Source organism: Herbaspirillum sp. C7C8, from assembly GCF_022627875.1.
Taxonomy (GTDB): domain Bacteria; phylum Pseudomonadota; class Gammaproteobacteria; order Burkholderiales; family Burkholderiaceae_D; genus Herbaspirillum.
In genome coordinates, this window is record NZ_JABXGG010000001.1 from 187,067 (window position 1) to 209,012 (window position 21,946).

General features: G+C 62.2%; 16 protein-coding genes and 1 other RNA gene. 2 read left to right on the plus strand and 15 right to left on the minus strand.

Translation table 11 applies throughout. From position 1 onward, the window contains the following. Positions 1-149 precede the first annotated feature (149 nt). Complete coding sequence (locus HWE01_RS00845) at positions 150-1,154, plus strand: glucokinase (RefSeq protein WP_034350855.1); 1,005 nt, start codon at positions 150-152, stop codon at positions 1,152-1,154. Between the two features lie 177 nt (positions 1,155-1,331). Here the strand turns inward: HWE01_RS00845 and ffs are convergent. Both ffs and ubiD read right to left on the minus strand, forming a co-directional pair. Next, positions 1,332-1,430, minus strand: an RNA gene (gene ffs, locus HWE01_RS00850) — signal recognition particle sRNA small type. A 163-nt stretch (positions 1,431-1,593) separates the two neighbouring features. Further along, on the minus strand, positions 1,594-3,078 hold the full coding sequence (ubiD, locus tag HWE01_RS00855; protein ID WP_241820859.1) for a 4-hydroxy-3-polyprenylbenzoate decarboxylase: 1,485 nt from the start codon (positions 3,076-3,078) through the stop codon (positions 1,594-1,596). Positions 3,079-3,541: 463 nt separating this feature from the next. On the opposite strand from ubiD, the gene HWE01_RS00860 reads away from it, so the two are divergent. Further along, the gene (locus HWE01_RS00860) at positions 3,542-4,537 is read left to right on the plus strand and encodes a lytic transglycosylase domain-containing protein (RefSeq protein WP_175344028.1); all 996 of its coding nucleotides are present in this window, start codon (positions 3,542-3,544) and stop codon (positions 4,535-4,537) included. A gap of 130 nt (positions 4,538-4,667) precedes the next feature. Here the strand turns inward: HWE01_RS00860 and HWE01_RS00865 are convergent, their stop codons facing one another. The 13 genes from HWE01_RS00865 to scpB form a co-directional block, all read right to left on the minus strand. Further along, positions 4,668-5,849, minus strand: coding sequence for a pyridoxal phosphate-dependent aminotransferase (locus tag HWE01_RS00865; RefSeq protein ID WP_008331352.1), 1,182 nt, complete (start codon positions 5,847-5,849; stop codon positions 4,668-4,670). A gap of 94 nt (positions 5,850-5,943) precedes the next feature. Beyond that, on the minus strand, positions 5,944-6,414 hold the full coding sequence (nusB, locus tag HWE01_RS00870; RefSeq protein WP_008331354.1) for a transcription antitermination factor NusB: 471 nt from the start codon (positions 6,412-6,414) through the stop codon (positions 5,944-5,946). 104 nt (positions 6,415-6,518) lie between these two features. Beyond that, on the minus strand, positions 6,519-7,004 hold the full coding sequence (gene ribH, locus HWE01_RS00875) for a 6,7-dimethyl-8-ribityllumazine synthase (protein WP_008331356.1): 486 nt from the start codon (positions 7,002-7,004) through the stop codon (positions 6,519-6,521). Between the two features lie 57 nt (positions 7,005-7,061). Further along, positions 7,062-8,183: a bifunctional 3,4-dihydroxy-2-butanone-4-phosphate synthase/GTP cyclohydrolase II gene (gene ribBA / locus HWE01_RS00880; RefSeq protein WP_008331358.1), complete on the minus strand. Its 1,122-nt coding sequence runs from the start codon at positions 8,181-8,183 to the stop codon at positions 7,062-7,064. 66 nt (positions 8,184-8,249) lie between these two features. Then, a complete protein-coding gene (dusA, locus tag HWE01_RS00885) occupies positions 8,250-9,281 on the minus strand; it encodes a tRNA dihydrouridine(20/20a) synthase DusA (RefSeq protein ID WP_283817499.1) in 1,032 nt (343 codons plus the stop codon). A 607-nt stretch (positions 9,282-9,888) separates the two neighbouring features. Further along, on the minus strand, positions 9,889-11,730 hold the full coding sequence (gene typA / locus HWE01_RS00890) for a translational GTPase TypA (protein WP_008331395.1): 1,842 nt from the start codon (positions 11,728-11,730) through the stop codon (positions 9,889-9,891). Between the two features lie 155 nt (positions 11,731-11,885). Further along, on the minus strand, positions 11,886-12,890 hold the full coding sequence (gene truB / locus HWE01_RS00895) for a tRNA pseudouridine(55) synthase TruB (protein WP_241820860.1): 1,005 nt from the start codon (positions 12,888-12,890) through the stop codon (positions 11,886-11,888). Between the two features lie 97 nt (positions 12,891-12,987). Further along, positions 12,988-13,380, minus strand: a complete 393-nt coding sequence (gene rbfA, locus HWE01_RS00900) for a 30S ribosome-binding factor RbfA (RefSeq protein WP_008331399.1) — start codon at positions 13,378-13,380, stop codon at positions 12,988-12,990. Between the two features lie 109 nt (positions 13,381-13,489). Beyond that, positions 13,490-16,366, minus strand: a complete 2,877-nt coding sequence (gene infB / locus HWE01_RS00905; protein ID WP_034350894.1) for a translation initiation factor IF-2 — start codon at positions 16,364-16,366, stop codon at positions 13,490-13,492. Positions 16,367-16,418: 52 nt separating this feature from the next. Then, positions 16,419-17,978, minus strand: a complete 1,560-nt coding sequence (gene nusA, locus HWE01_RS00910; protein ID WP_008331401.1) for a transcription termination factor NusA — start codon at positions 17,976-17,978, stop codon at positions 16,419-16,421. Beyond that, on the minus strand, positions 17,975-18,469 hold the full coding sequence (gene rimP / locus HWE01_RS00915; RefSeq protein WP_175344034.1) for a ribosome maturation factor RimP: 495 nt from the start codon (positions 18,467-18,469) through the stop codon (positions 17,975-17,977). Before rimP ends, nusA begins: the two co-directional genes overlap by 4 nt. A gap of 384 nt (positions 18,470-18,853) precedes the next feature. Continuing rightward, positions 18,854-20,902, minus strand: coding sequence for a 23S rRNA pseudouridine(2605) synthase RluB (gene rluB / locus HWE01_RS00920; protein ID WP_241820861.1), 2,049 nt, complete (start codon positions 20,900-20,902; stop codon positions 18,854-18,856). Next, positions 20,889-21,803, minus strand: a complete 915-nt coding sequence (scpB, locus tag HWE01_RS00925; protein ID WP_175344036.1) for an SMC-Scp complex subunit ScpB — start codon at positions 21,801-21,803, stop codon at positions 20,889-20,891. The genes rluB and scpB overlap by 14 nt, the downstream gene beginning before the upstream one ends. Between the last annotated feature and the right edge of the window lie 143 nt (positions 21,804-21,946).

Sequence of the window (21,946 nt, forward strand, 5' to 3'; positions counted from 1 at the left end):
TACGGATGACCCGCTCATCCGTCGGAACCTGGCGCGCCGGCTCGCCTCATACCCTGTAACGCAGCTGCGGCCCGATCTCTGACACTGTGACAGGCGGCACCGCCCAGCGCCCTGCCGCCTGCCGGCATGAAGAAAACAAGGACAAGACGATGCAAGCCCCCACTCTCTCCCCGAGCAAGTCTCCCCACGCCGCCGGTCCGCGCCTGCTGGCCGACATTGGTGGCACCAATGCCCGTTTCGCGCTGGAAACTTCACCCGGTCATCTAGAACAAGTGCAGGTCCTGCGCGGTGCCGACTATCCGCAATTCACCGATGCCGTGCAGGCCTATCTGAAGCTGGCGGGCCAGCCCGCCGTCAAGCACGCGGCGGTGGCCATTGCCAACCCGGTGCAGGGCGACCAGATCAAGATGACCAACCATGACTGGGCCTTCTCCATCGAAGCGGCGCGCCAGTTGCTGGGCTTTGATCTGCTACTGGTGGTCAATGACTTCACGGCACTGTCCATGGCGGTGCCGCAACTGCGCGCTGATGAGTTGCAGCAGATCGGTGGCGGCGCGCCCAAGGTGGGCCAGCCGGTCGGGCTGGTGGGCGCCGGGACGGGACTGGGCGTGGGCGGACTGGTGCGCGGCGACGGCCACTGGCTGCCGCTGGCCAGCGAAGGCGGTCACGTCGCCTTCGCCCCGGCCAATGCGCGTGAAGCGGCTGTGCTGGCCTATGCCTGGCAGTTTCATGAGCACGTGTCGGCTGAACGCCTGGTCTCGGGGCCCGGGCTCGAATTCATCCATCGTGCACTGCTGGCCATCGATGGTCATCCGGCTGCCGAACTGAAGGCCGCCGGAATCGTGGACGGCGCACTCAAGCAAGGCGACGCGGTCTGCCTGGAAACGCTGGACCTGTTCTGCAGCATGCTCGGTACCGTTGCAGCCGATCTGGCGCTGACGCTGGGTGCACTTGGCGGCATCTATATTGGTGGCGGCGTGGTACCGCACCTGGGCGAATACTTCGCGCGTTCGCCCTTCCGCGCACGCTTCGAGAACAAGGGCCGCATGTCCGTGCTGACCAAGGCCATTCCGACTTATGTGATCACGGCGCAATATCCGGCCTTCACGGGCGTGTCAGCGATCCTGGCCGACCGGCTGGATCCGTACGAGTAAGAACAGGTAGCGCTGCGAGGTTTTGCAGGAGGCTGATGCGGCAGATTCGCGTCAGCCTTTTTTATGGCATCGCGCGAGACGGCAACAGCTCAACAACGAGAAAAAATCTGATGAGGTGAGTCGAGGGGGAGGACCTGCCGGAACAACAGAAGAAACAGAAGAAACAGAAGAGAGATAAGAGGCGAGCCTTGTCTGCGGCACTTGCGGGAAATGGCTGTGGCTGCTTCGTTCCCGACCTGACCAGGTTGACCATGCCACAATGCGCAGGGGCCCGCCGGGGTGCATTGTATCGCAGTTCAGCGACTTGCCGCCAGAGAAATCATTGCAGCGCATCAGAAAGTGAAAAGCCGCGCGAATTGCCTAAACAATTTACGCGGCTTTTTGCATGAAGCTTCATATGTTCGTCAGGCGCGCCATACCGGGTGCGCGCCCTGCCCGCTCAGATGCCGAGGTCCTTCCAGATGGCATCGACACGTTTCTTCACGTCGTCGCTCATCACGATGGGCGTACCCCATTCACGGCTGGTTTCACCGGGCCACTTGTTGGTGGCATCGATGCCCATCTTGCTGCCCAGCCCGCTGATGGGCGAGGCGAAGTCGAGATAATCGATGGGCGTGTTGTCCACCATGACGGTGTCACGCACCGGATCCACACGCGTGGTGATGGCCCAGATCACTTCCTTCCAGTCGCGGATATCGACATCCTCATCCACCACCACGATGAACTTGGTGTACATGAACTGGCGCAGGAAACTCCACACCCCGAACATCACCCGCTTGGCATGGCCGGCGTAAGATTTCTTCATCTGCACCACCGCCATGCGATAGCTGCATCCCTCTGGAGGCAAGTAGAAATCGGTGATTTCGGCGAACTGCTTCTGCAGCAAGGGGACGAACACTTCATTCAACGCCACCCCCAGCACGGCCGGCTCATCGGGCGGTTTGCCGGTGTAGGTGGAGTGATAGATGGCATCGCGCCGCATGGTGATGCGGTCGATGGTGAAGACCGGGAACCAGTCCTGTTCATTGTAGTAACCGGTGTGATCGCCATACGGCCCTTCGAGCGCATGCTCGAATCCGGAGGCGTGTTTTTCATCCGGATAGATATGCCCTTCCAGCACGATCTCGGCCGAGGCCGGCACGTGCAAGTCACTGCCGATGGCCTTGACCAGTTCGGTACGGCTGCCGCGCAGAAGACCCGCGAACTGGTATTCGGAGAGACTGTCGGGCACTGGCGTGACCGCACCTAATATAGTGGCGGGATCGGCACCCAGGGCCACCGCGATCGGATAGGGCTTGCCGGGATTGGCAATGCAGTGCTCGCGGAAATCCAGAGCGCCGCCGCGATGGGCCAGCCAGCGCATGATGACCTTGTTCGGACCCAGCACCTGCTGGCGATAGATGCCCAGGTTCTGGCGTTTCTTGTTCGGCCCCTTGGTGATGACCAGGCCCCAGGTAATCAGGGGCGCAATGTCGCCCGGCCAGCAGTGCTGGATCGGCAGACGCGACAGGTCCACGTCCCGGCCCTCCCACACCACATCCTGGCAGGGTGCCGAGCTGCGCTCCTTGGGTGCCATGTCCCACAGCGACTTCACCAGCCCGCCCAGGTCCAGCACATCCTTGATGCCCTTGGGCGGCTCCGGCTCCTTCAGGCGCGCCAGCAGGTGGCCGATGCGGCGCAGTTCACTGATGCTGTCGGCCCCCATGCCGAGTGCCACGCGATGGGGGGTACCGAAAAGATTCGCTAAAACCGGGATATTTTTTTTGTCGACCTGCTCAAAAAGAAGCGCCGGACCTTCCGCCCGGAGGGTACGGTCGGCGATTTCGGTCATCTCCAGATGTGACGACACGGGGTGTGAAACACGCTTGAGCTCACCTTTTTGTTGCAACTGGGAAATAAAATCCCGCAAATCAGTGTATTTCATACTTTTTAACAAATTTCTTTTTGCATCACAGCCGGCTCAAGTAACCCCGGCAAACGCTTGATTCTATTGAATTTTGACGAAAGGCCACATGCAATATGATACACAAAAGTTATAAAGAACAACTTTCATAGTATTGACTCGATATAAAGTGGCTTCTACAATGCGCCCACTCTAAACCGAAGAGGTGAGCCGTGGGCTCGTAGAGGCTTGATCGAAAACAGTCAAGCCTAGCAAGGTATCCAGGGAACCGGGGTCCCAGCAACTCAAGAAGTGTGTCCAGGGCGTCAGCCCTACCCCCCGAAACATGCCATCCGACGGCAGGGCCAGCAGGCCTCGCGGATGGCCTTGCCGTAACGCCTTGCGACGGTAACGCAATAGATTGCAGCGACGACAGTTCAGCCGTTTGGTCTTCACTTCTTGGCCAGGCGCGCCCTGTTTTTGCCGCAATAACGCAGGAGGTTCAATGTCCAACCAAGCTTCCGAGGCGCCTTTAGCGGGCGCCCCGCAGATGGTTCGCCGCGTGGATTTCCGGAATTTCTCCGGGAATGTACGCATTGCTCAATTTTTCGGCATCGCTCATCGTCTGCTGACGATACTCGGCATTGCCGCGTTGTTTGTTCTGGGTCTGATGTTCTTCAATCCCGACCTGGCCGACAAGCTGATCAGCATGTCGCCCTTCTCGGACGCCACTGAAGAAGTCCAGGAAGCGGAGGCACCGGCCACGCCGGCGCTGGCCGACCTGATGGCCCCGACCGCGCCGATGGCCACCGTCAGTGCACTGGCAGGTGCGGCTGCGGCCAGTTCGGTGCAGCACGCCAACGCACCGATCCAGGCCCTGTCGCCGGAAGAACGCCAGTTGCTGGGCAATCCGCGCCAGCAGAAACTGGTGACCAACTGGCTGGCCAAGCGCTATCGTGTGGCCAGCGATGCAGCTGACATGCTGGTCTCGGCGGCTTACCTGACCGCGCGCGACATCAAGCTCGATCCGCTGCTGATCCTGTCGGTGATCGCCATCGAGTCGCGCTTCAATCCCTTCGCCGAAAGCCCCATGGGTGCGCAGGGCCTGATGCAGGTGATGGCCAAGGTACACCACGACAAGTTCCAGGAGCTGGGCGGCATCAAGGCAGCCTTGAATCCTGTCGCCAACATCCGCGTCGGTTCGCAGATCCTGAAGGAATATGTGACCCGTGGCGGCTCGGTGGAAGCCGGCCTGAAGAGCTACGTCGGTGCGGCCGACATGGCCAATGATGGCGGTTACGGTCTCAAAGTGCTCTCCGAGTACCAGAACCTGAAGCAAGTGGCGATGGGCAAGAACGTGTCGATCTACACCACCGCGACCATCAAGCTGCCGCCGGCCTCCTCGGGTGTCTCGGCCAGTGCCGCACAGCCCAAGGCGCCTGCCAACAACGTGGCCTCGGCATCCAAGCCCAAGACCGAAGAACAACTCGCCGCCCTGTAATATTGCTGGATACAGGTTGGTGTGTTGCGATGTGAATATTACCGGTATTCAGCACGCACGAAAAAGGAGCCCTCGGGCTCCTTTTTTTTTGCCTGTCCGCTGGCAGGCAAGGCTGCAGCCCTGCCCTGCTTCAGGCTGCCTGGCGACGCCGCTCGAAGAATACGCGCAGACGCGCCACGGCCTCCTGCAGGTTTTCCAGCGAGGTCGCATAGGACAATCGGATGAAACGACGCGCCGTAGAGGGGCCGAAGTCCAGTCCAGGTACCAGCACCACGCCGGCCTCATTGAGCATGTCCAGGCTGAGCTGGTCGGCATCATCGGACAGCGCGCTGCAATCGGCATAGACATAGAAGGCGCCGTCGGGCACCACCGGCACCTTGAAGCCCAGGCTTTCCAGGGCCGGCACGATGTAGTCGCGGCGACGCTTGAACTCGGCCTTGCGTTCTTCATACAGCGCAATGGTCTCGGGCGTGAAGCAGGCCACGGCCGCATGCTGGGCAATCGAGGACGCACAGATCAAGAGGTTCTGCGCCAGCTTCTCGACCTGCGGCACCAGGGCCGGCGGCAACACCAGCCAGCCCAGGCGCCAGCCGGTCATGTTGAAGTACTTCGAGAAGCTGTTGATGACCACCACGTCCTCGCCCAGCGACAGCGCCGAGAACGGCGCGCCTTCATAAGACAAGCCCTGGTAGATCTCATCGACGATGGTGAAGCCGCCACGCTGGCGCACTTCGCCCAGGATGGCCCGCAACTCGTCGGGGGCGATCGAGGTGCCCGTCGGATTGGAGGGGGAGGCCAGCAACACGCCGCGGGTCTGCTCGCTCCAGTGCTCGCGCACCATCTGCGCCGACAGCTGGAAGCGATGCTCGGGACCGCTGGCGATGAGCCTGGCGCGTCCCTCGAAGGCCGCCACGAAATGACGGTTGCAGGGATAGCTGGGGTCGGGCATGAGCACTTCGGTATCGCGCTCGACCAGCGCCGCGCAGGCCAGCAGCAAGGCGGCCGAGGCACCAGCGGTAATGACGATGCGCTCCGGCGCGATCTCCAGGCCGTAGACGCTGCGGTAGTGCTCCGAGATGGCGGCCCGCAAGGCCGGCAAGCCGGTGGCCGAGGTGTACTGCATCTTCCCTTCGGCCATCGCGCGCGTGGCGGCCTCGACCACGGCGGGTGGTGCGGTGAAATCAGGTTCGCCGATGCCCATGTGGATCAGGTGACGGCCCTGCTGGGCCAGGATATCGGCCTTCTTGGACAATTCCATCACATGGAAGGGAGCGATGTGCTGCAAACGTGAAGCAAGTTGGTTCAGGTTCATGCGCTAATTCCAGACAACATGGGCAAAAAAGACAAGACGGCGCCCAAGCCAACGGCGCCGTCCAAACACGAGCAAATCAGCCGACGACAGCAGATCAGCGGCGACCGGCTGCTTCCACTTCGGTGCTGCGCGCCTGGGCGGCGAAACGGTCCAGTACGCCATTGACATACTTGTGACCGTCGATGCCGCCAAAGGACTTGGTCAGTTCGACCGCTTCATTGATGACCACCTTGTAGGGGATCTCGATGTGGTTCTGCAACTCGTAGGCACCGATGAGCAGGGCGGCGTGCTCCACCGGCGAGAGTTCCTTGATGGGTCGATCGATCAGCGGCGAGAGGCCTGCACGCAGCTTGTCGGCATCACGGATGGCACCGGTGAGCAGGGTGTCGAAATGTTCGGCGTCGGCCTTGTCGAAACCGTGGGCTTCGCGGATGTGGGCTTCGATGGCGCCCGCGTCCTCGTGATTGAGCAGCCACTGGTACAAGCCCTGCAACGCGAACTCGCGCGCGCGGTGACGCGGGGTGCGGTTCTTGTTCGAATTGGCGTGTGGAGTTTTGTTCGACATGATGAATGCGGCCGGAGCCTTGGATAACTGAAACAAAGGAATGCGAGTGCCGACACAGGCCGGCGGGACGGCAGCGGGATATGCACCCCGCCGCTGCCTGTGAATTATTCTTCTTCGGTCGCCTGGCCGAGTTCTTCCAGCACGATGGACAGGTTGGCCATTTCCACGGCCACGCGCGCGGCATCGGCGCCCTTCTCGGCCATGCGGACTTCGGCTTGCTCGTCGTTTTCGGTGGTCAGCACGGCATTGGCGATGGGCAGACCGAAGTCCAGGCCGATGCGGGTGATGCCGGCGCCGGATTCGTTGGAGACCAGTTCGAAGTGATAGGTCTCGCCACGGATGACCGCGCCCAGGGCGATCAAGGCATCGAACTGTTCCGTCTCGGCCATCTTCTGCAATGCCAGGGGAATTTCCAGGGCGCCCGGCACGGTCACGTGCAGGATGTCTTCATCGGCCACGCCCAAGTGCTTCAGTTCGGCCAGGCAGGACGCCAGCAGGCCGTGGCAGACGTCTTCGTTGAAGCGCGCCTGGACGATGCCGATGCGCAAGCTTTCGCCATTGAGGTCTGGTTCATAGGTTCCGATGGTCATGGCTGTTCCTTCTTGATAGGTTGACTTGCGTAATTCTTGATACGTCGGGCGGCAGGCTCACGCGCCTTCGCGTGCCTGATAACCGGTCACTTCCAGCTGGAAGCCGGCCATCGAGGGCATCTTGCGCGGGCTGGCCAGGAGCTTCATCTTGCACACGCCGATATCCTTGAGGATCTGGGCGCCGATACCGTAGGTGCGCAGGTCCATGCGGTCGGCGCGGCCGGGCTTGGCGGCCTCGGGCGTACCGACCTTGTTGAGTGCACCGAACTGGTCGAACATCTGCTGGGCCGACTCTTCGCAGTTGAGCAGCACGATCACGCCGGACTCGGCTTCCTGCACGGCCTTCATGGCCGCCGCCAGGTTCCAGGAATGGGTGGTCACGCCGGCTTCGAGCAGGTCCAGGATGGAGACCGGCTGGTGCACGCGCACCAGGGTTTCACGACCCGGCTCGATGTCGCCGCGCACCAGCGCCAGGTGCGCGCCGCCCGAGGGAGTGTCGCGGTAGGCGATGGCCTTGAACGTCCCGTGCGCGGTCTGCATCTCGCGCTCGGCCACGCGTTCGATGATGCTTTCGTTGCGGCTGCGGTAATGGATCAGGTCGGCGATGGTACCGATCTTCAGATTGTGCTTCTCGGCGAACTCCAGCAGGTCCGGCAGGCGCGCCATGGTGCCGTCTTCCTTCAGGATCTCGCAGATCACGGAAGCGGGGGTAAGCCCGGCCATGGCCGTCAGGTCGCAACCGGCTTCGGTGTGACCGGCGCGCATGAGCACCCCGCCCTTTTGCGCGCGCAACGGGAAGATGTGGCCCGGCTGCACCAGGTCCGACGGCTTGGCGCCCTTGGAGGCGGCCACCTGGATGGTCCGGGCGCGGTCGGCGGCAGAAATCCCCGTGGTCACGCCTTCGGCGGCTTCGATGGAGACGGTGAAATTGGTACCGTAGGCGGTACCGTTGCGGCTGGCCATGAGCGGCAGGTCAAGCTGGTCCACGTGTTCTTCGGTCAGCGTCAGGCAGACCAGGCCACGCGCATGCGTGACCATGAAATTGATGGCTTCGGGCGTGACGAAGTCGGTGGCCAGCACCAGATCACCTTCGTTTTCGCGGTCTTCTTCGTCGACCAGGATCACCATGCGCCCGGCACGGAGTTCGGCAACGATTTCTTCGGTTGTAGCAAGTGGCATGTTCGCGCTCTTTTCCCAATTGGAACCCGCTATTTTAAAGGATTGCGGGCCTGCTCCGCTGGCCAATTACGCCATTGCCCCGATTTGCGCAGCCTGGGCCGCCTGGGTGCGTTGCAAGGCTTCCAACAACAGGGCCGGATCGCCCAGCGCCAGGCGCTTGGAATCCGACAAGGTCTGGCGGAAGGCGCGCGCACCGGGCATGCCGGTCAAGAGGCCCAGCATGTGGCGGGTGATGCTGTTCAAGCGCAGGCCGCGCCCATTGTCGCCGTGCAATTCCAGCTGGCGCTTGATGTAGGGCAACATGGCCTCGATCACCTCGGCCCGGCTGGGCTGGCGACCACCGGCCAGCTCGCCGTAGTAGCGGGCATCGAAGCTGGCCATCAGATAGGGGTTGTGATACGCCTCGCGACCCAGCATGACGCCATCGACGTGCCTGAGATGCTCATCGATCTCGGGCAAGGTCTTGATGCCGCCGTTGATGAGAATTTCCAGGTCGGGGAAATCCTGCTTCAGTTGATAGGCGTAGTGATACTTCAGGGGCGGGATCTCGCGGTTTTCCTTGGGGCTCAGCCCCTTGAGGATGGCGTTGCGGGCGTGGACGATAAAGGTCTTGCAACCCGCCTCGGCGATCTGACCGACAAAATCGCGCACGAAATCATAGGATTGCACGTCATCGATGCCGATGCGGTGCTTCACGGTCACATCGATGGACACCGCATCGCGCATGGCCTTGACGCAATCGGCCACCAGCGCGGGCTCGCCCATCAGACAGGCACCGAAAGCGCCCTTCTGGACGCGCTCGGAGGGGCAGCCGCAGTTCAGGTTGATCTCGTCATAGCCCCACTGCTCGCCCAGCCTGGCGCTGTGCGCCAGGTCGGCGGGCTCGCTGCCGCCCAGTTGCAGGGCCACGGGGTGTTCCTGCTCGTCGAAATCCAGGTGACGCGGCACGTCGCCATGCAGCAGCGCACCGGTGGTGACCATCTCGGTGTAAAGCCAGGTGTGGCGCGTGATCTGGCGGTGGAAGACGCGGCAGTGACGGTCGGTCCAGTCCATCATGGGGGCGACCGACAGCGTACGCGCAGGCAGGGAGTTCTTCATAAACTGACGAAATGCTTCATTAAATTTCTGGGCTGGAGGCCGGAAAACCAGACAACAAGCGCCGGGGAGGAACAAACCTTCATTTGCCCGTTTTAGCACCCTGGATCCGCCACAGCGGCAAATAGAAAGCCCGCAAGGCTTGCGCATTGCGGGCTGGTGTCCCCTCTATCCTCTTCGAGATAGGATTTTTCGTACAACGGACACGATTCTGCACCACAATCCGGCAGCCGTCATTTCGCAATGCACAAAAACAGCGCAACACAAACTATTTTGGACAAACGTTCATCTCACGCAACAATGAACGGAAGGATAAAGACCGCATTCACGTCCGCCGCGCAGGCGTAAAACCACTAGCACCGGACCTCTGCGACTGGCGAGTGGAAATGGCAAAAAAAAAGCCCACAACCGAAGTTGCGGGCTTGAATCCAATTCTTTAGGAGGAAATTGGAGGAGACAGGTGTAACTATATGGCAGTGCATCATGGCTGTCTGCTTTATTGTGCTGATATCAGTTATTCACAAACCAGATATCACCACCAGCACAGCCCGCCATTCCCGACTCTTCACCGCAGGCAGGCCCTGCGGGCCCGCCCTTCCCCGCTACCGATTTAGATGGATTCTTCGCGCGATGCCTTCTTGCGCTCGTGTTCCTTCAGGTGACGCTTGCGCAGACGAATGCTCTTCGGAGTCACTTCGACCAGTTCGTCGTCTTCGATGAATTCCACCGCGTATTCCAGCGACAGTTCGATCGGCGGCACCAGGCGCACGGCTTCGTCGGTACCGGAAGCGCGCACGTTGGTCAGTTGCTTGCCCTTGATCGGGTTGACGACCAGATCGTTGTCACGCGAGTGGATGCCGATGATCATGCCTTCGTACACCGGGTCGTTGTGGCTGACGAACATGCGGCCGCGATCCTGCAGCTTCCACAGTGCGTAGGCCACGGCAGCGCCGTCGTCCTGGGAGATCAGCACGCCGTTGCGACGGCCGGCCAGTTCGCCCTTGGTGGTATCGACCGGCTTGTAATCGTCGAAGACGTGGCTCATCAGGCCGGTGCCGCGGGTCAGGGTCATGAATTCACCTTGGAAACCGATCAGGCCACGTGCCGGGATGTGGTATTCCAGGCGCACACGGCCCTTGCCGTCCGGTTCCATGTTCTGCAGGTCGCCACGGCGGCGGCCCAGTTCTTCCATCACGCCACCCTGGTGGGTTTCTTCAACGTCGACGGTCAGGTTTTCGTACGGCTCTTCACGCACGCCGTCGACCATGCGGAACACCACGCGCGGACGCGAGACGGCCAGCTCGAAGCCTTCGCGGCGCATGTTTTCGATCAGGATGGTCAGGTGCAATTCACCACGGCCCGACACTTCGTAGGTCGAGTCGTCGTTCTCGGCCTGCACCACGCGCAGCGCCATGTTGGACTTCAGTTCCTTTTCCAGGCGATCGCGGATCTGGCGGGTGGTGACGAACTTGCCTTCGCGGCCAGCCAGCGGCGAGGTGTTGACCATGAAGTTCATGGTCAGGGTCGGTTCGTCCACCTTCAGCATCGGCAGGCCGTTGGGCGCATCCGGTGCACAGATGGTGGAGCCGATGCCGATTTCTTCGATACCGTTGATCAGCACGATGTCGCCAGCCAGGGCTTCATCGACCAGCACGCGCTCCAGGCCCTTGAAGGTCAGCACCTGGTTGATGCGGGCCTTGGTCGGCTTGTCTTCCGGACCATTCATCCACACCACGTCCTGACCACCCTTGACGCGACCGGCCAGGATGCGACCGACGCCGATCTTGCCGACGTAGGAGGAGTATTCCAGCGAGGTGATCTGCAGTTGCAGCGGTGCGTCCGGATCATCCTTGCGGGCCGGGACGTACTTCAGGATCGCGTCGAACAGCGGCTCCATGTTGCCTTCGCGGGTTTCCGGATCCAGGCTGGCGTAACCGTTCAGGCCCGAAGCGTAGATCACGGGGAAGTCCAGCTGCTCTTCGGTGGCACCCAGCTTGTCGAACAGTTCGAAGGTAGCATTGATGGCCCACTCGGCGCGTGCGCCCGGACGGTCGATCTTGTTCAGGACGACGATGGGCTTCAGGCCCAGGGCCAGCGCCTTGCGGGTCACGAAGCGGGTCTGCGGCATCGGGCCTTCCTGGGCATCCACCAGCAGCAGCACCGAGTCCACCATCGACAGCACGCGCTCGACCTCACCGCCGAAGTCGGCGTGGCCCGGGGTGTCGACGATGTTGATGTGGGTGCCCTTGTATTCCACCGCGCAGTTCTTCGACAGGATGGTGATGCCGCGTTCCTTTTCGATGTCGTTGGAGTCCATCACGCGGTTGTCCACTTGCTGGTTGTCGCGGAAGGTGCCGGACTGGCGCAGCAGCTGGTCCACCAGGGTGGTCTTGCCGTGGTCAACGTGGGCGATGATGGCGATGTTGCGAATTGCGCGGATATTGTTTGACATGGTGAATGTGGTTGGGAATGCCGAATCTCGGGAGGCGCGCATTATAGCATGTTGCGACGCATGAACTTTGGAAAAACCTGTGTTTTCAACGGCTTGCCGCTGCTTCGGGGCTGCCCCGGAAGCCGCGCCGCAAGCCGCTTTGACGCTATCTGTGCTCAGGCGGTGGACACCAGCCTTTCGGGGGCCAGGATGGCGTATTCCTGCAACAGTCCGGTGCCCAGCAAGGCTTCATCCGAACCGCGATAGACCCTTACGCGGCCGGTCTGCTCCGGCACCGCCACCCCTTCCTTGCCCAGCGGCAAGCGTTGGCCATGCAGGAAACGGCGCGCCAGCTCATCGTTCAGTTGCACCGCGGGGAAGCTGCGCAAGAGGCCGTCCACCGGCAGCAGCAAGGCCTTGCGGGCCTCCAGCTCGCCGGCGGCATCGAAGGTCTCCAGCGTGACCGCGCCCTCCAGCGTGAGAGCGCCGACACCAGTGCGTCTCAAGGCATTGAGGTGAGCCCCGCAGCCCAATACTTCACCGATATCTTCACCCAACACACGGATATATGTCCCTTTGCTGCAAGTGACACGGATGCGCAGCAGGGGGGCCTGGTAGTCCAGCAGCTCCAGGGCATGGATGGTGACATTGCGGGCTTCGCGCTCCAGCGTGATGCCGGCGCGGGCGTATTCGTAGAGCGGCTTGCCGTCGCGCTTCAGGGCCGAGTGCATCGGCGGCACCTGGCTGATGGGGCCACGAAACTGCACCATGGCCGCTTCGATCTGCTCAAGGCTGACCTCAACAGGACGCTCGCTGATGACCTGGCCTTCGGTATCGCCGGTATCGGTGCGTATGCCGAGGTGCACCACGGCTTCATAGGTCTTGTCGGCTTCCAGCAGGTCCTGGGAGAACTTGGTGGCTTCGCCGAAACACAGCGGCAACAGGCCCGTAGCAAACGGGTCCAGCGTGCCGGTATGGCCCGCCTTGGGCGCATTGAGCATGCGCTTGGCGCGGATCAAGGCATCGTTGGAGGACAAGCCGACCGGCTTGTCCAGCAACAGCACCCCGTGCACCGGCACACGGGGAGGACGCGCCGTGCGGGCCTGCTGGCCGCGCTTGGCGCGCGGCTGCGGCAGTTCAGGGGAAGCGGAGACAATGTCCGCCGTCGTATCGTCGGCCATGAAATGCAGGACCGGCCCACGCCCGATGAAGGAAAACGCAGACCGGTGCGAAAAGAATGAAGAAAACTGCAATGCAACGGGAAAAAACCGCCCGTCATCAAACCTCGTCGTCCGAATCCTTGGCGCGAGTGGCGTTGGCTTCGTCGATCAGGCGCGACATTTCAATGCCGCGTGCGGTCGAGTTGTCATGCACGAAATGCAGTTCCGGCAGGGTGTGGATGGTCAGCCTGCGGCCCAGCTGGGTGCGCAGGTAACCGCCCGCCGCGCGCAGGCCGGCCAGGGTGTTCTTGATCGCGTCCGGGTTGTCCACCAGCGTGGTGAAGAAGACCTTGGCGTGCGCGTAGTCCGGGGTGACCTGCACTTCGGTAATGGTGATCATGCCCACCCGCGGATCCTTCAGCTCGAAGGCGATCAACTCCGACAGATCGCGCTGGATCTGGTCGGCGACGCGCAAGCCGCGTCCGGGAATGGATTTGCTGTGTTTTGCCATGCTTTAAAAAAACAATCCGCCGATGGCGTGGCGGGAGGATTCCCGCGTTGCTGCGACGGATCTTGCCAGTGAAGCCGACGCATCGCGAACGATACGCCGGCGTATTGCATTACAGGGTACGGGCGACTTCCTGGACTTCGAAGATTTCGAGCTGATCGCCCACTTCGATGTCGTTGTAGCCCTTCAGCGACAGACCGCACTCGAAGCCCGACTTGACTTCCTTGACGTCGTCCTTGAAGCGCTTGAGCGAGTCCAGTTCGCCAGTCCACACCACCACGTTGTTGCGCAGCAGGCGCACTTGCGAGCCACGCTTGACCAGGCCTTCGAGCACGTAGCAGCCGGCGATCGAGCCGACCTTGCTGACCACGAACACCTGGCGGATTTCCACCAGGCCCAGCGCCTGTTCGCGCTTTTCCGGGGAGAGCATGCCCGACATCGCGGCCTTCACCTCGTCCACCGCATCATAGATGATGTTGTAGTAACGGATGTCCACGCCCGAGGCTTCGGCCAGCTTGCGCGCCGACGCATCGGCACGGGTGTTGAAGCCGATGATGACAGCCTTCGAAGCGACGGCCAGGTTGACGTCGTTTTCGCTGATGCCGCCCACTGCAGCGTGCACCACCTGGACGCGCACTTCGGCGGTCGACAGCTTCTGCAGCGACTGCACCAGGGCTTCCTGGGAACCTTGCACGTCGGTCTTGATGATCATCGGCAGGTTCTTGACCTCGCCTTCGGTCATCTGGTCGAACATGTTTTCCAGCTTGGCGGCCTGCTGCTTGGCCAGCTTCACGTCGCGGAACTTGCCCTGGCGGAACAGGCCGATTTCGCGCGCCTTGCGCTCGTCGGTCATGACCACCACTTCTTCACCGGCGGAGGGCACTTCGGTCAGGCCCTGGATTTCCACCGGCAGGGACGGGCCTGCCTCGGCGATGTTCTTGCCGTTTTCGTCCAGCATCGCACGCACACGGCCATAAGCCGAACCTGCCAGCACGACGTCGCCGCGCTTCAAGGTACCGGACTGCACCAGGATCGTTGCCACCGGGCCGCGGCCCTTGTCCAGCTTGGCTTCGATCACCAGGCCACGGGCCGGCACATCCACCGGTGCCTTCAGTTCCAGCACTTCGGCTTGCAGCAGGACGTTTTCCAGCAGCGAGTCGATGCCTTCGCCGGTCTTGGCGGAGACGGCGATGAACGGGGCATCGCCACCGTATTCTTCCGGCACCACTTCTTCGGCGATCAGTTCCTGCTTGACGCGATCAGGGTTGGCACCCGGCTTGTCGATCTTGTTGATGGCCACCACCAGCGGTACACCGCCGGCCTTGGCGTGGGCAATCGCTTCCTTGGTCTGGGGCATGACGCCGTCGTCGGCGGCCACCACCAGGATCACGATGTCGGTTGCCTTGGCACCGCGGGCACGCATGGCGGTGAACGCCTCGTGGCCCGGGGTATCCAGGAAGGTGATCATGCCGCGCGGGGTTTCCACGTGGTAGGCGCCGATGTGCTGGGTAATGCCACCGGCTTCACCGGAGGCCACCTTGGTGCGGCGGATGTAGTCCAGCAGCGAGGTCTTGCCGTGGTCGACGTGACCCATGACGGTAACCACCGGTGCGCGCGGCAGGGCCTCGGCGTCACCATGTTCTTCACCCTCGACCAGCAGGGCTTCCGGATCGTCCAGCTTGGCGGCGTGGGCGCGGTGGCCCATTTCTTCCACCACGATCATCGCGGTTTCCTGATCCAGCACCTGGTTGATGGTGACCATCTGGCCCAGCTTCATCAGGTGCTTGATGACTTCGGAAGCCTTGACTGCCATCTTGTGGGCCACTTCGGCCACGGTGATGGTTTCGGGCACGTAGACATCGTGCACCACGGCTTCGGTCGGCACCTGGAAGTTGCTTTCGCGCTGGTCGTCGCCGTGCGAGTGACGACGGCCCTTGGGGCCGGCACGCCAGCCATCGCGACCACCACCACCAGTGGCGCCGCGCGACTTCATGCCGCCGGTGCCACGCTTCTTGGCATCGTCCTGCCAGGTGGAGGAGACATTGGCCGACTTGATCGACTTCTTGTCTGCCGCCACGGCGGGCTTCTTGTCATCCTTCTTCTCGCCCGGCTTGGCCGCGGTCGCCGGCTTGTGCAGCGTGCCTTCCGAGGTCTTGGCCGGGGCCGGTGCGGGTTCCGGTGCCTTGATGACGCGACGCGGCGCATTCATCATGGCCTTGATCTGGGCCACTTCGTCTTCCACGGCCTTGCGCGCGCGATCTGCGGCAGCAGCGCGGTCAGCGGCTTCCTTGGCGGCAGCTTCGGCCTTTTTCTTCGCTTCCTCAGCAGCAGCACGCTTTTTTTCTTCAGCGGCCGGATCGGCGGCAGGGGCCGGCGCAGCAGCGGCAGCGGGGGCCTTCGAGCTGGCAGCAGCAGCCTTGGCCTTCTCGGCTTCGGCAGCAGCTGCGGCGGCTTCGGCAGCCTGGCGCTTGGCTTCGGCTTCGGCTTCTTCGCGAGCACGTTGCTGTTCCAGCTCGGCAGCCTTGGCCTGGGCGGCGCGTTCGGCCTCCAGCTGGGCCAGACGCTCTTGCTGGGCCTTCAGTTCGGCCTGACGGCGAGCCTCTTCCTGCTCACGTTCCTGCGCCTCGATGGCCGGATCGCGCTGAGGCGCCGCAGCACGTGCTGCGGACTCGTCGACGCCGGGCTCGTCACGCTTGATGAAGGTACGCTTCTTGCGCACTTCCACCTGGATCGTGCGCGATTTGCCGGTCGCATCGGCCTGCTTGATCTCGGTGGTTTCCTTGCGGGTCAGCGTGATCTTTTTCTTCTCGCCTTCCGGCGCGGCCCCGCGCGAACGGCGCAGGTGTTCAAGCAGGCGGTCCTTGTCTTCCTTCGACAGGGAGTCGGATGCAGAGCTCTTCTCGACACCGGCCGAACGCAGCTGGGTCAGCAGCAGGTCAGCAGGCATCTTAAGCTCGGTGGCAAATTGGGCAACGTTGTTACTCGCCATTCAGTCCTCTTTTCTATGTGGCTCGGCAGATGATGTGGAGACGCTCCGCTTTTCAGCGGCCTTCGACAGCGCTCCATGCCTTGGCCTGCAGGGCCTTGGCGCGCTCATCGTATTTGGAATCGATGAGCTTCATTTCATCGTCGGTCACATCTTCAAATGCATTTTCAATCAGTTGGCGCGCGCGCTCGGAAGGCAGGGCCAGGATCGCGCCGAATTCGTCATAAGCCAGGCCGGCAAAGGCCGGCAGCGTCTTCACGCCCGCCAGACCCAGCTTGCCGGCCAGCACACGGTCCAGGCCTTCGAAGTTGATCAGCTCCTCTTCCATGCCTTCCAGGCCTTCTTCGGAGGCGATCGCTTCGGTCACCAGGGCGTCGCGCGAGCGGTTGCGCAGCTCATTGACGGTCTCTTCGTCGAACGATTCGATCTCGAGCATCTCGTTGATCGGCACGTAGGCGATTTCTTCCAGGGTCGAGAAACCTTCCTCGACCAGGATGTCGGCCACTTCCTGGTCGACATCGAGCTTTTCCATGAACAGCTTGCGGATCAGCGCGGTTTCGGCCGCCGACTTGTCAGCCGATTCCTCGGCCGTCATGATGTTGATCTGCCAGCGGGTCAGTTCGGCTGCCAGACGCACGTTCTGGCCGCCGCGACCGATGGCGATGGCGAGGTTTTCTTCATCCACCACCACATCCATGGCGTGCTTTTCTTCATCGACCACGATGGAGGTCACGTTGGCCGGGGCCAGCGCACCGATGACGAACTGCGCCGGATCTTCCGACCACAGCACGATGTCAACGCGCTCGCCGCCCAGTTCACCGGTGACGGCCTGCACACGCGAACCGCGCATGCCCACGCAGGTACCGATGGGGTCGATGCGCTTGTCGGCGGTGTAGACCGCGATCTTGGCGCGCACACCCGGGTCACGGGCAGCCGACTTGATTTCCAGCGAGCCTTGTTCGATTTCCGGCACTTCCAGTTCGAACAGCTTCATGATGAATTCCGGCGCGGTACGCGACAGGATCACCTGCGGGCCACGGGCGCCGCGGTCCACGCGCAGGATGTAGGCACGCACGCGATCACCGATGCGCAGATTCTCCTTGGGGATCATCTGGTCGCGCGGCAGGCGGGCTTCGATCTTGCCGGATTCGATGATGGCGTCACCGCGCTCCATGCGCTTGATGGTGCCGGTCACCAGGGCATCGCCACGGGCCAGGAAGTCCGCCAGGATCTGCTCGCGCTCGGCGTCGCGGATGCGCTGCAGGACGACCTGCTTGGTGTCTTGCGCAAAACGGCGGCCGAATTCGACGGATTCGATCGGATCTTCAATGTATTCGTCGACTTCGATATCGGGGAACTGTTCCTTGGCTTCGAACAGCAGCACTTCCTGGTCAGGCAGCTGCAGGCCGGCTTCATCGGGCACGACGTGCCAGCGGCGGAAGGATTCGAACTCGCCGCTTTCACGGTCGATCGAGACGCGAATGTCGACCTCGCCTTCATAGCGCTTCTTGGTAGCCTGCGCAAGCGCATGCTCCAGTGCGCCGAAGACGACTTCCTTATCGACGTTCTTTTCGCGCGCCAGCGCATCGACCAACAACAAAATTTCGCGACTCATCCTTTGCGACTCCTAAAATCGACCTGCGGCACCAGGTGTGCCTTATCCACATCGGCCAGCGTGAAATTCAACACGGCGGCCGACCCATCGTTTGCTTCAAATTCCAATACCAGTTCCTCGCCTTCCGGTTCACGCAGCACGCCTTCATAGGTCTTGCGGTTGGACGTACCGGGCAGCGGCACGCGCAACTTGACCACGGCTTCGCAATCCACGAAACGCACGAAGTCAGTGAACTTCTTCAGGGGGCGATCCAGCCCGGGCGAGGAGACTTCCAGGCGTTCATACAGCACGTTTTCCACGGTGAAGACGTGCAACAGCTGATGCGTCGCCTTCTCGCAATCCTCGACGGTGATCGAACGCGCTTCTTCTGCTTCGGGGTCGAACGGAAAATCGATGAAGACACGCACCAGACCGCGCTGCGCCTTCTCGAACTCAACCAGTTCGTAGCCCAGGCCCGCGAGGGTGGATTCGATCAGCTCCAGCAATTGCAAGACTATTTCTCCATCAGGATGCCGGTTTGCCAGCGCGGGCAAAGCAGACATCTAAAATTGATCAGCAAAAAAAAAATGGGCATCTGCCCATCTTTTGTTATCTCACGCAACGCGAGATCACACATCACGCGAACCACCGTACTTCCATCGATCATGGCGCAGGCGGATCTATCAATGATTTATCACATATGCGATTCGCGGCAGGTTGCGTTTAACTAACATATTATAACCGATTCAGGAATCCACAGCAAATCCGGAATCATGTCAAATAGGATTGCAGTGCCAAAAACGTCCATAAAAAACGTCATTGCTGCATTTCAAGCGTCACGGGTAGTGTAAAGAAGCTCTTGCCCGCCCCGGCATTGCCGACGGGCAAGAACGTCATCAGCGACCGCCGCGCCGACGATTCATGCCAGGCAGGCCGCCCAGCATGAAGTTCGCCGCAGTGTTGCCACCGCGCTGCGGACGATTGCCACGACGCTGGTTGCCGGCATCCGGGAAGCCCAGTGCGGTCTGCAGCGGATCGGGCTGGCGGCTCTTGGGCTGGCCGCCCTTGTTGCCACCACCATAACCTGCGCCATTGCCCCCGCCATTGCCATAGTTGCCACCCTGGTTGCCGAAGTTGCCGCCATTGCGCCCCTTCTGCGGACCCTTGTTCTGCATGGCGTTGCCGCGTGGGCCGTTGTTCTGGCCGCGACCGGCGTGACCGGCGTTGCCGCCATTGCCGGACTTGGCTTCCCCGGCCTGCTTTTCCAGACCACAGGCGACCATCAGGTTGCGCACGGCGTTTTCTTCCAGCTCTTCCCAACGACCACGCTTCAGGGTCTGCGGCAAGGTCATGGCACCGTAACGGGTACGGATCAGGCGCGACACGGTCAGGCCGACCGCTTCAAACATGCGGCGCACTTCACGGTTGCGGCCTTCGCCGATGGTCACGCGATACCACTTGTTCACACCTTCGCCACCGCCATCGGCGATGCGCGAGAACTGCGCCGGACCGTCATCGAGCTCCACGCCCGACAGCAGCTTCTGGCGCATGCCCTCTTCCAGCTCGCCCAAGGTACGCACGGCGTATTCACGCTCGATGTTGTAGCGCGGGTGCATCAGGCGATTGGCCAGGTCACCGGAGGTGGTGAAGAGCAGCAAACCTTCGGTATTGAAGTCGAGGCGACCCACGGCCAGCCACTTGCCAGCCTTCATGGTCGGCAGGCGATCGAACACCGAGCTGCGACCTTCCGGATCGGCATGGCTGACGATCTCGCCCGAGGGCTTGTGATAGACCAGCACGCGCGGCGGACGCTTGCTCACCTTGCGCTGGATCAGCTTGCCATTGATGCGCACGGCATCGGTGGGCAGGATGCGCTGGCCGATATGGGCCGGCTCGCCATTGACCGAGACGCGACCGGCAACGATGAGCTCTTCCATGTCGCGGCGCGAACCCAGACCGGCATCGGCCAGCACCTTGTGCAGCTTGGGCGCATCATCCTCGGCGGTCAGGTCGCGACGGCCATTCTTGCCGCGCATCTGGTGCGGCTGACGGCCACCGGCCTTGGCGCCCTCGTCGCGGTCATACGCTTCCGAGGTCACGTAGGAGAAGATGTCATCGACCGGTTCGGCCGAACGCAGGCCCAGTTGCGGGGCCTTGGGCTTCTTGCCGTTCTTCTCGAAATTCTTTTTGCCTTGCTGGCCAGGCTGACCGCCATGAGCGCCATGACCATTGTTCTTGCCGAACTGGCCGCGCGGCTGGCGTTCGACGGCGGGAGCGACATCGCCCTCGCTCTTGCCATGCACCGGTGCGGCCTCGGCACCACCGGCGGCGGCACGCTGGGCGGCGCGATTGTTGCGCAAGGCACGCGGACCACGCACGCCACGGCGGGCCGGTTTGGCGCGATTGGGATCGACCGGGGCATCCAGCAGCACCGGCGGGGCAACCACTTCCTCACCGACGGTGACGATAACCTTGGGCAATTCGGCCACCGGAGCCGATACCGGCGCGGCCACCTCAGGCGCTGCCGCCTTGGGCTTGGCAGCGCGCTTGGGCTTGGCCGGCGCGGCAGGTGCAGGCTCCATGGCCAGGCTCATCTGAGCCGCGGCCTCGGCGACGGGGGCGTCTGCCGCCACATCGGCCTTCCTGGTACGCGGCTTGGTGACGCGCGGTTTCTTTTCCGGAGCAGGTACGGACTCGGCAGCAGGTGTCTCCACCACTGCCACGGCCGGTGCCGCCGTCTCGGCGCTGAGCTTCTTTGCTCGCGGCGCACGCTTTTTCGGCGCAGCCTCGTCAGCGACGGCTTGCGGCGCGGCCGCGATTGCCTCGACCGGCGCAGCGCCGGCCGCAGGCTTGCGGGTACGCTTCTTCACCGGCTTGTCGGATGCGGCAGCATCGGCCGCGGCCAGGTCGACCTGGGTCTCGTCTTTGGAACTAGTTGGCTTCATTCTTCGAATCTGGATGTGGCGGACGCGCGTCATTTCCCCGCTGATCGGCCCGCTCGGTGGTGTCGTTGTGCTCGCCTGCCGCTTCGTCGGCGGCCTCGATGGCGTCTGTGCCAGTTACGGCAACATCTTGCTCAAAAGGTTCTTGCGCTTCTGGGGAAGCGTCTTCACTGCCTGCAGCGCGCTCTTCCCCGGTGGCGGCTGCGCTATCGGACTGCTCTACATCCTCTGCGGCGATATCCCCGGACCGGGCCGCTTGAGCCTCGGCGCCAGGCACCTCGTCTTCTTCCTGCGCCTGCTCTGCCAGCGCCGCCACCCCGCCCTCGAGGGCCTGCAATTCCAGCAGCGCACCCTGGGCAGCAGCTTCACCGCTGACCTGCTGCAGCGGCGGCAATTCTTCCAGCGAACTCAGGCCCAGGTCATCCAGGAACTTGCGCGTAGTGGCAAACAGCGCCGGTCGCCCCGGCACGTCACGGTGGCCGATCGATTCAATCCAGCCCCGGTCTTCCAGCATGCGGATGGTCTGCGTATTGACGGCCACCCCGCGAATCTCTTCGATGTCGCCGCGCGTGACCGGCTGGCGGTAAGCGATGATGGCCAGCGTTTCCAGCGTGGCGCGGGTGTACTTGGGCGGCTTCTCCGGATTCAGGCGTTCCAGGTAGACCTTCATTTCCTTGCGGCTCTGGAAGCGCCAGCCCGTCGACAGGCTGACCACTTCCACCCCCTTGTCGGCCCATTCGGTGCGCAGTTCATCGAGCATCTGCCGGATCATCTCGGCGTTGATGTCGCTGCTCTCTTCGCTCTCGGGATCGACGTACAGCTTTTTCAGGTCATTGATCGACAGGGGCTCATGCGTGCAAAGCAATGCAGTTTCGAGGACTTTCTTGGCCTCAGCAATATTCATGTACCACTCTTGTGCGTCTTGTTGTTAACAAAGTTCGGCTTGCAGCAGGTCTCCGGCGCTACGGCTGCAGTCCGCCCGTCCGGCAGCGAAAGCCGAAACAGGCCGGGTGCGGCAAGTCTTGCGCAGTGCTGGATGCGGCGGCG

What these genes read in the sequence shown, in the direction of transcription:
- HWE01_RS00845 (WP_034350855.1), top strand. Translation starts at nt 150, where the DNA reads ATGCAAGCCCCCACTCTCTCCCCGAGCAAGTCTCCCCACGCCGCCGGT.
- ubiD (WP_241820859.1), bottom strand. Translation starts at nt 3,078, where the DNA reads ATGAAATACACTGATTTGCGGGATTTTATTTCCCAGTTGCAACAAAAA.
- HWE01_RS00860 (WP_175344028.1), top strand. Translation starts at nt 3,542, where the DNA reads ATGTCCAACCAAGCTTCCGAGGCGCCTTTAGCGGGCGCCCCGCAGATG.
- HWE01_RS00865 (WP_008331352.1), bottom strand. Translation starts at nt 5,849, where the DNA reads ATGAACCTGAACCAACTTGCTTCACGTTTGCAGCACATCGCTCCCTTC.
- nusB (WP_008331354.1), bottom strand. Translation starts at nt 6,414, where the DNA reads ATGTCGAACAAAACTCCACACGCCAATTCGAACAAGAACCGCACCCCG.
- ribH (WP_008331356.1), bottom strand. Translation starts at nt 7,004, where the DNA reads ATGACCATCGGAACCTATGAACCAGACCTCAATGGCGAAAGCTTGCGC.
- ribBA (WP_008331358.1), bottom strand. Translation starts at nt 8,183, where the DNA reads ATGCCACTTGCTACAACCGAAGAAATCGTTGCCGAACTCCGTGCCGGG.
- dusA (WP_283817499.1), bottom strand. Translation starts at nt 9,281, where the DNA reads ATGAAGAACTCCCTGCCTGCGCGTACGCTGTCGGTCGCCCCCATGATG.
- typA (WP_008331395.1), bottom strand. Translation starts at nt 11,730, where the DNA reads ATGTCAAACAATATCCGCGCAATTCGCAACATCGCCATCATCGCCCAC.
- truB (WP_241820860.1), bottom strand. Translation starts at nt 12,890, where the DNA reads ATGGCCGACGATACGACGGCGGACATTGTCTCCGCTTCCCCTGAACTG.
- rbfA (WP_008331399.1), bottom strand. Translation starts at nt 13,380, where the DNA reads ATGGCAAAACACAGCAAATCCATTCCCGGACGCGGCTTGCGCGTCGCC.
- infB (WP_034350894.1), bottom strand. Translation starts at nt 16,366, where the DNA reads ATGGCGAGTAACAACGTTGCCCAATTTGCCACCGAGCTTAAGATGCCT.
- nusA (WP_008331401.1), bottom strand. Translation starts at nt 17,978, where the DNA reads ATGAGTCGCGAAATTTTGTTGTTGGTCGATGCGCTGGCGCGCGAAAAG.
- rluB (WP_241820861.1), bottom strand. Translation starts at nt 20,902, where the DNA reads ATGAAGCCAACTAGTTCCAAAGACGAGACCCAGGTCGACCTGGCCGCG.
- scpB (WP_175344036.1), bottom strand. Translation starts at nt 21,803, where the DNA reads ATGAATATTGCTGAGGCCAAGAAAGTCCTCGAAACTGCATTGCTTTGC.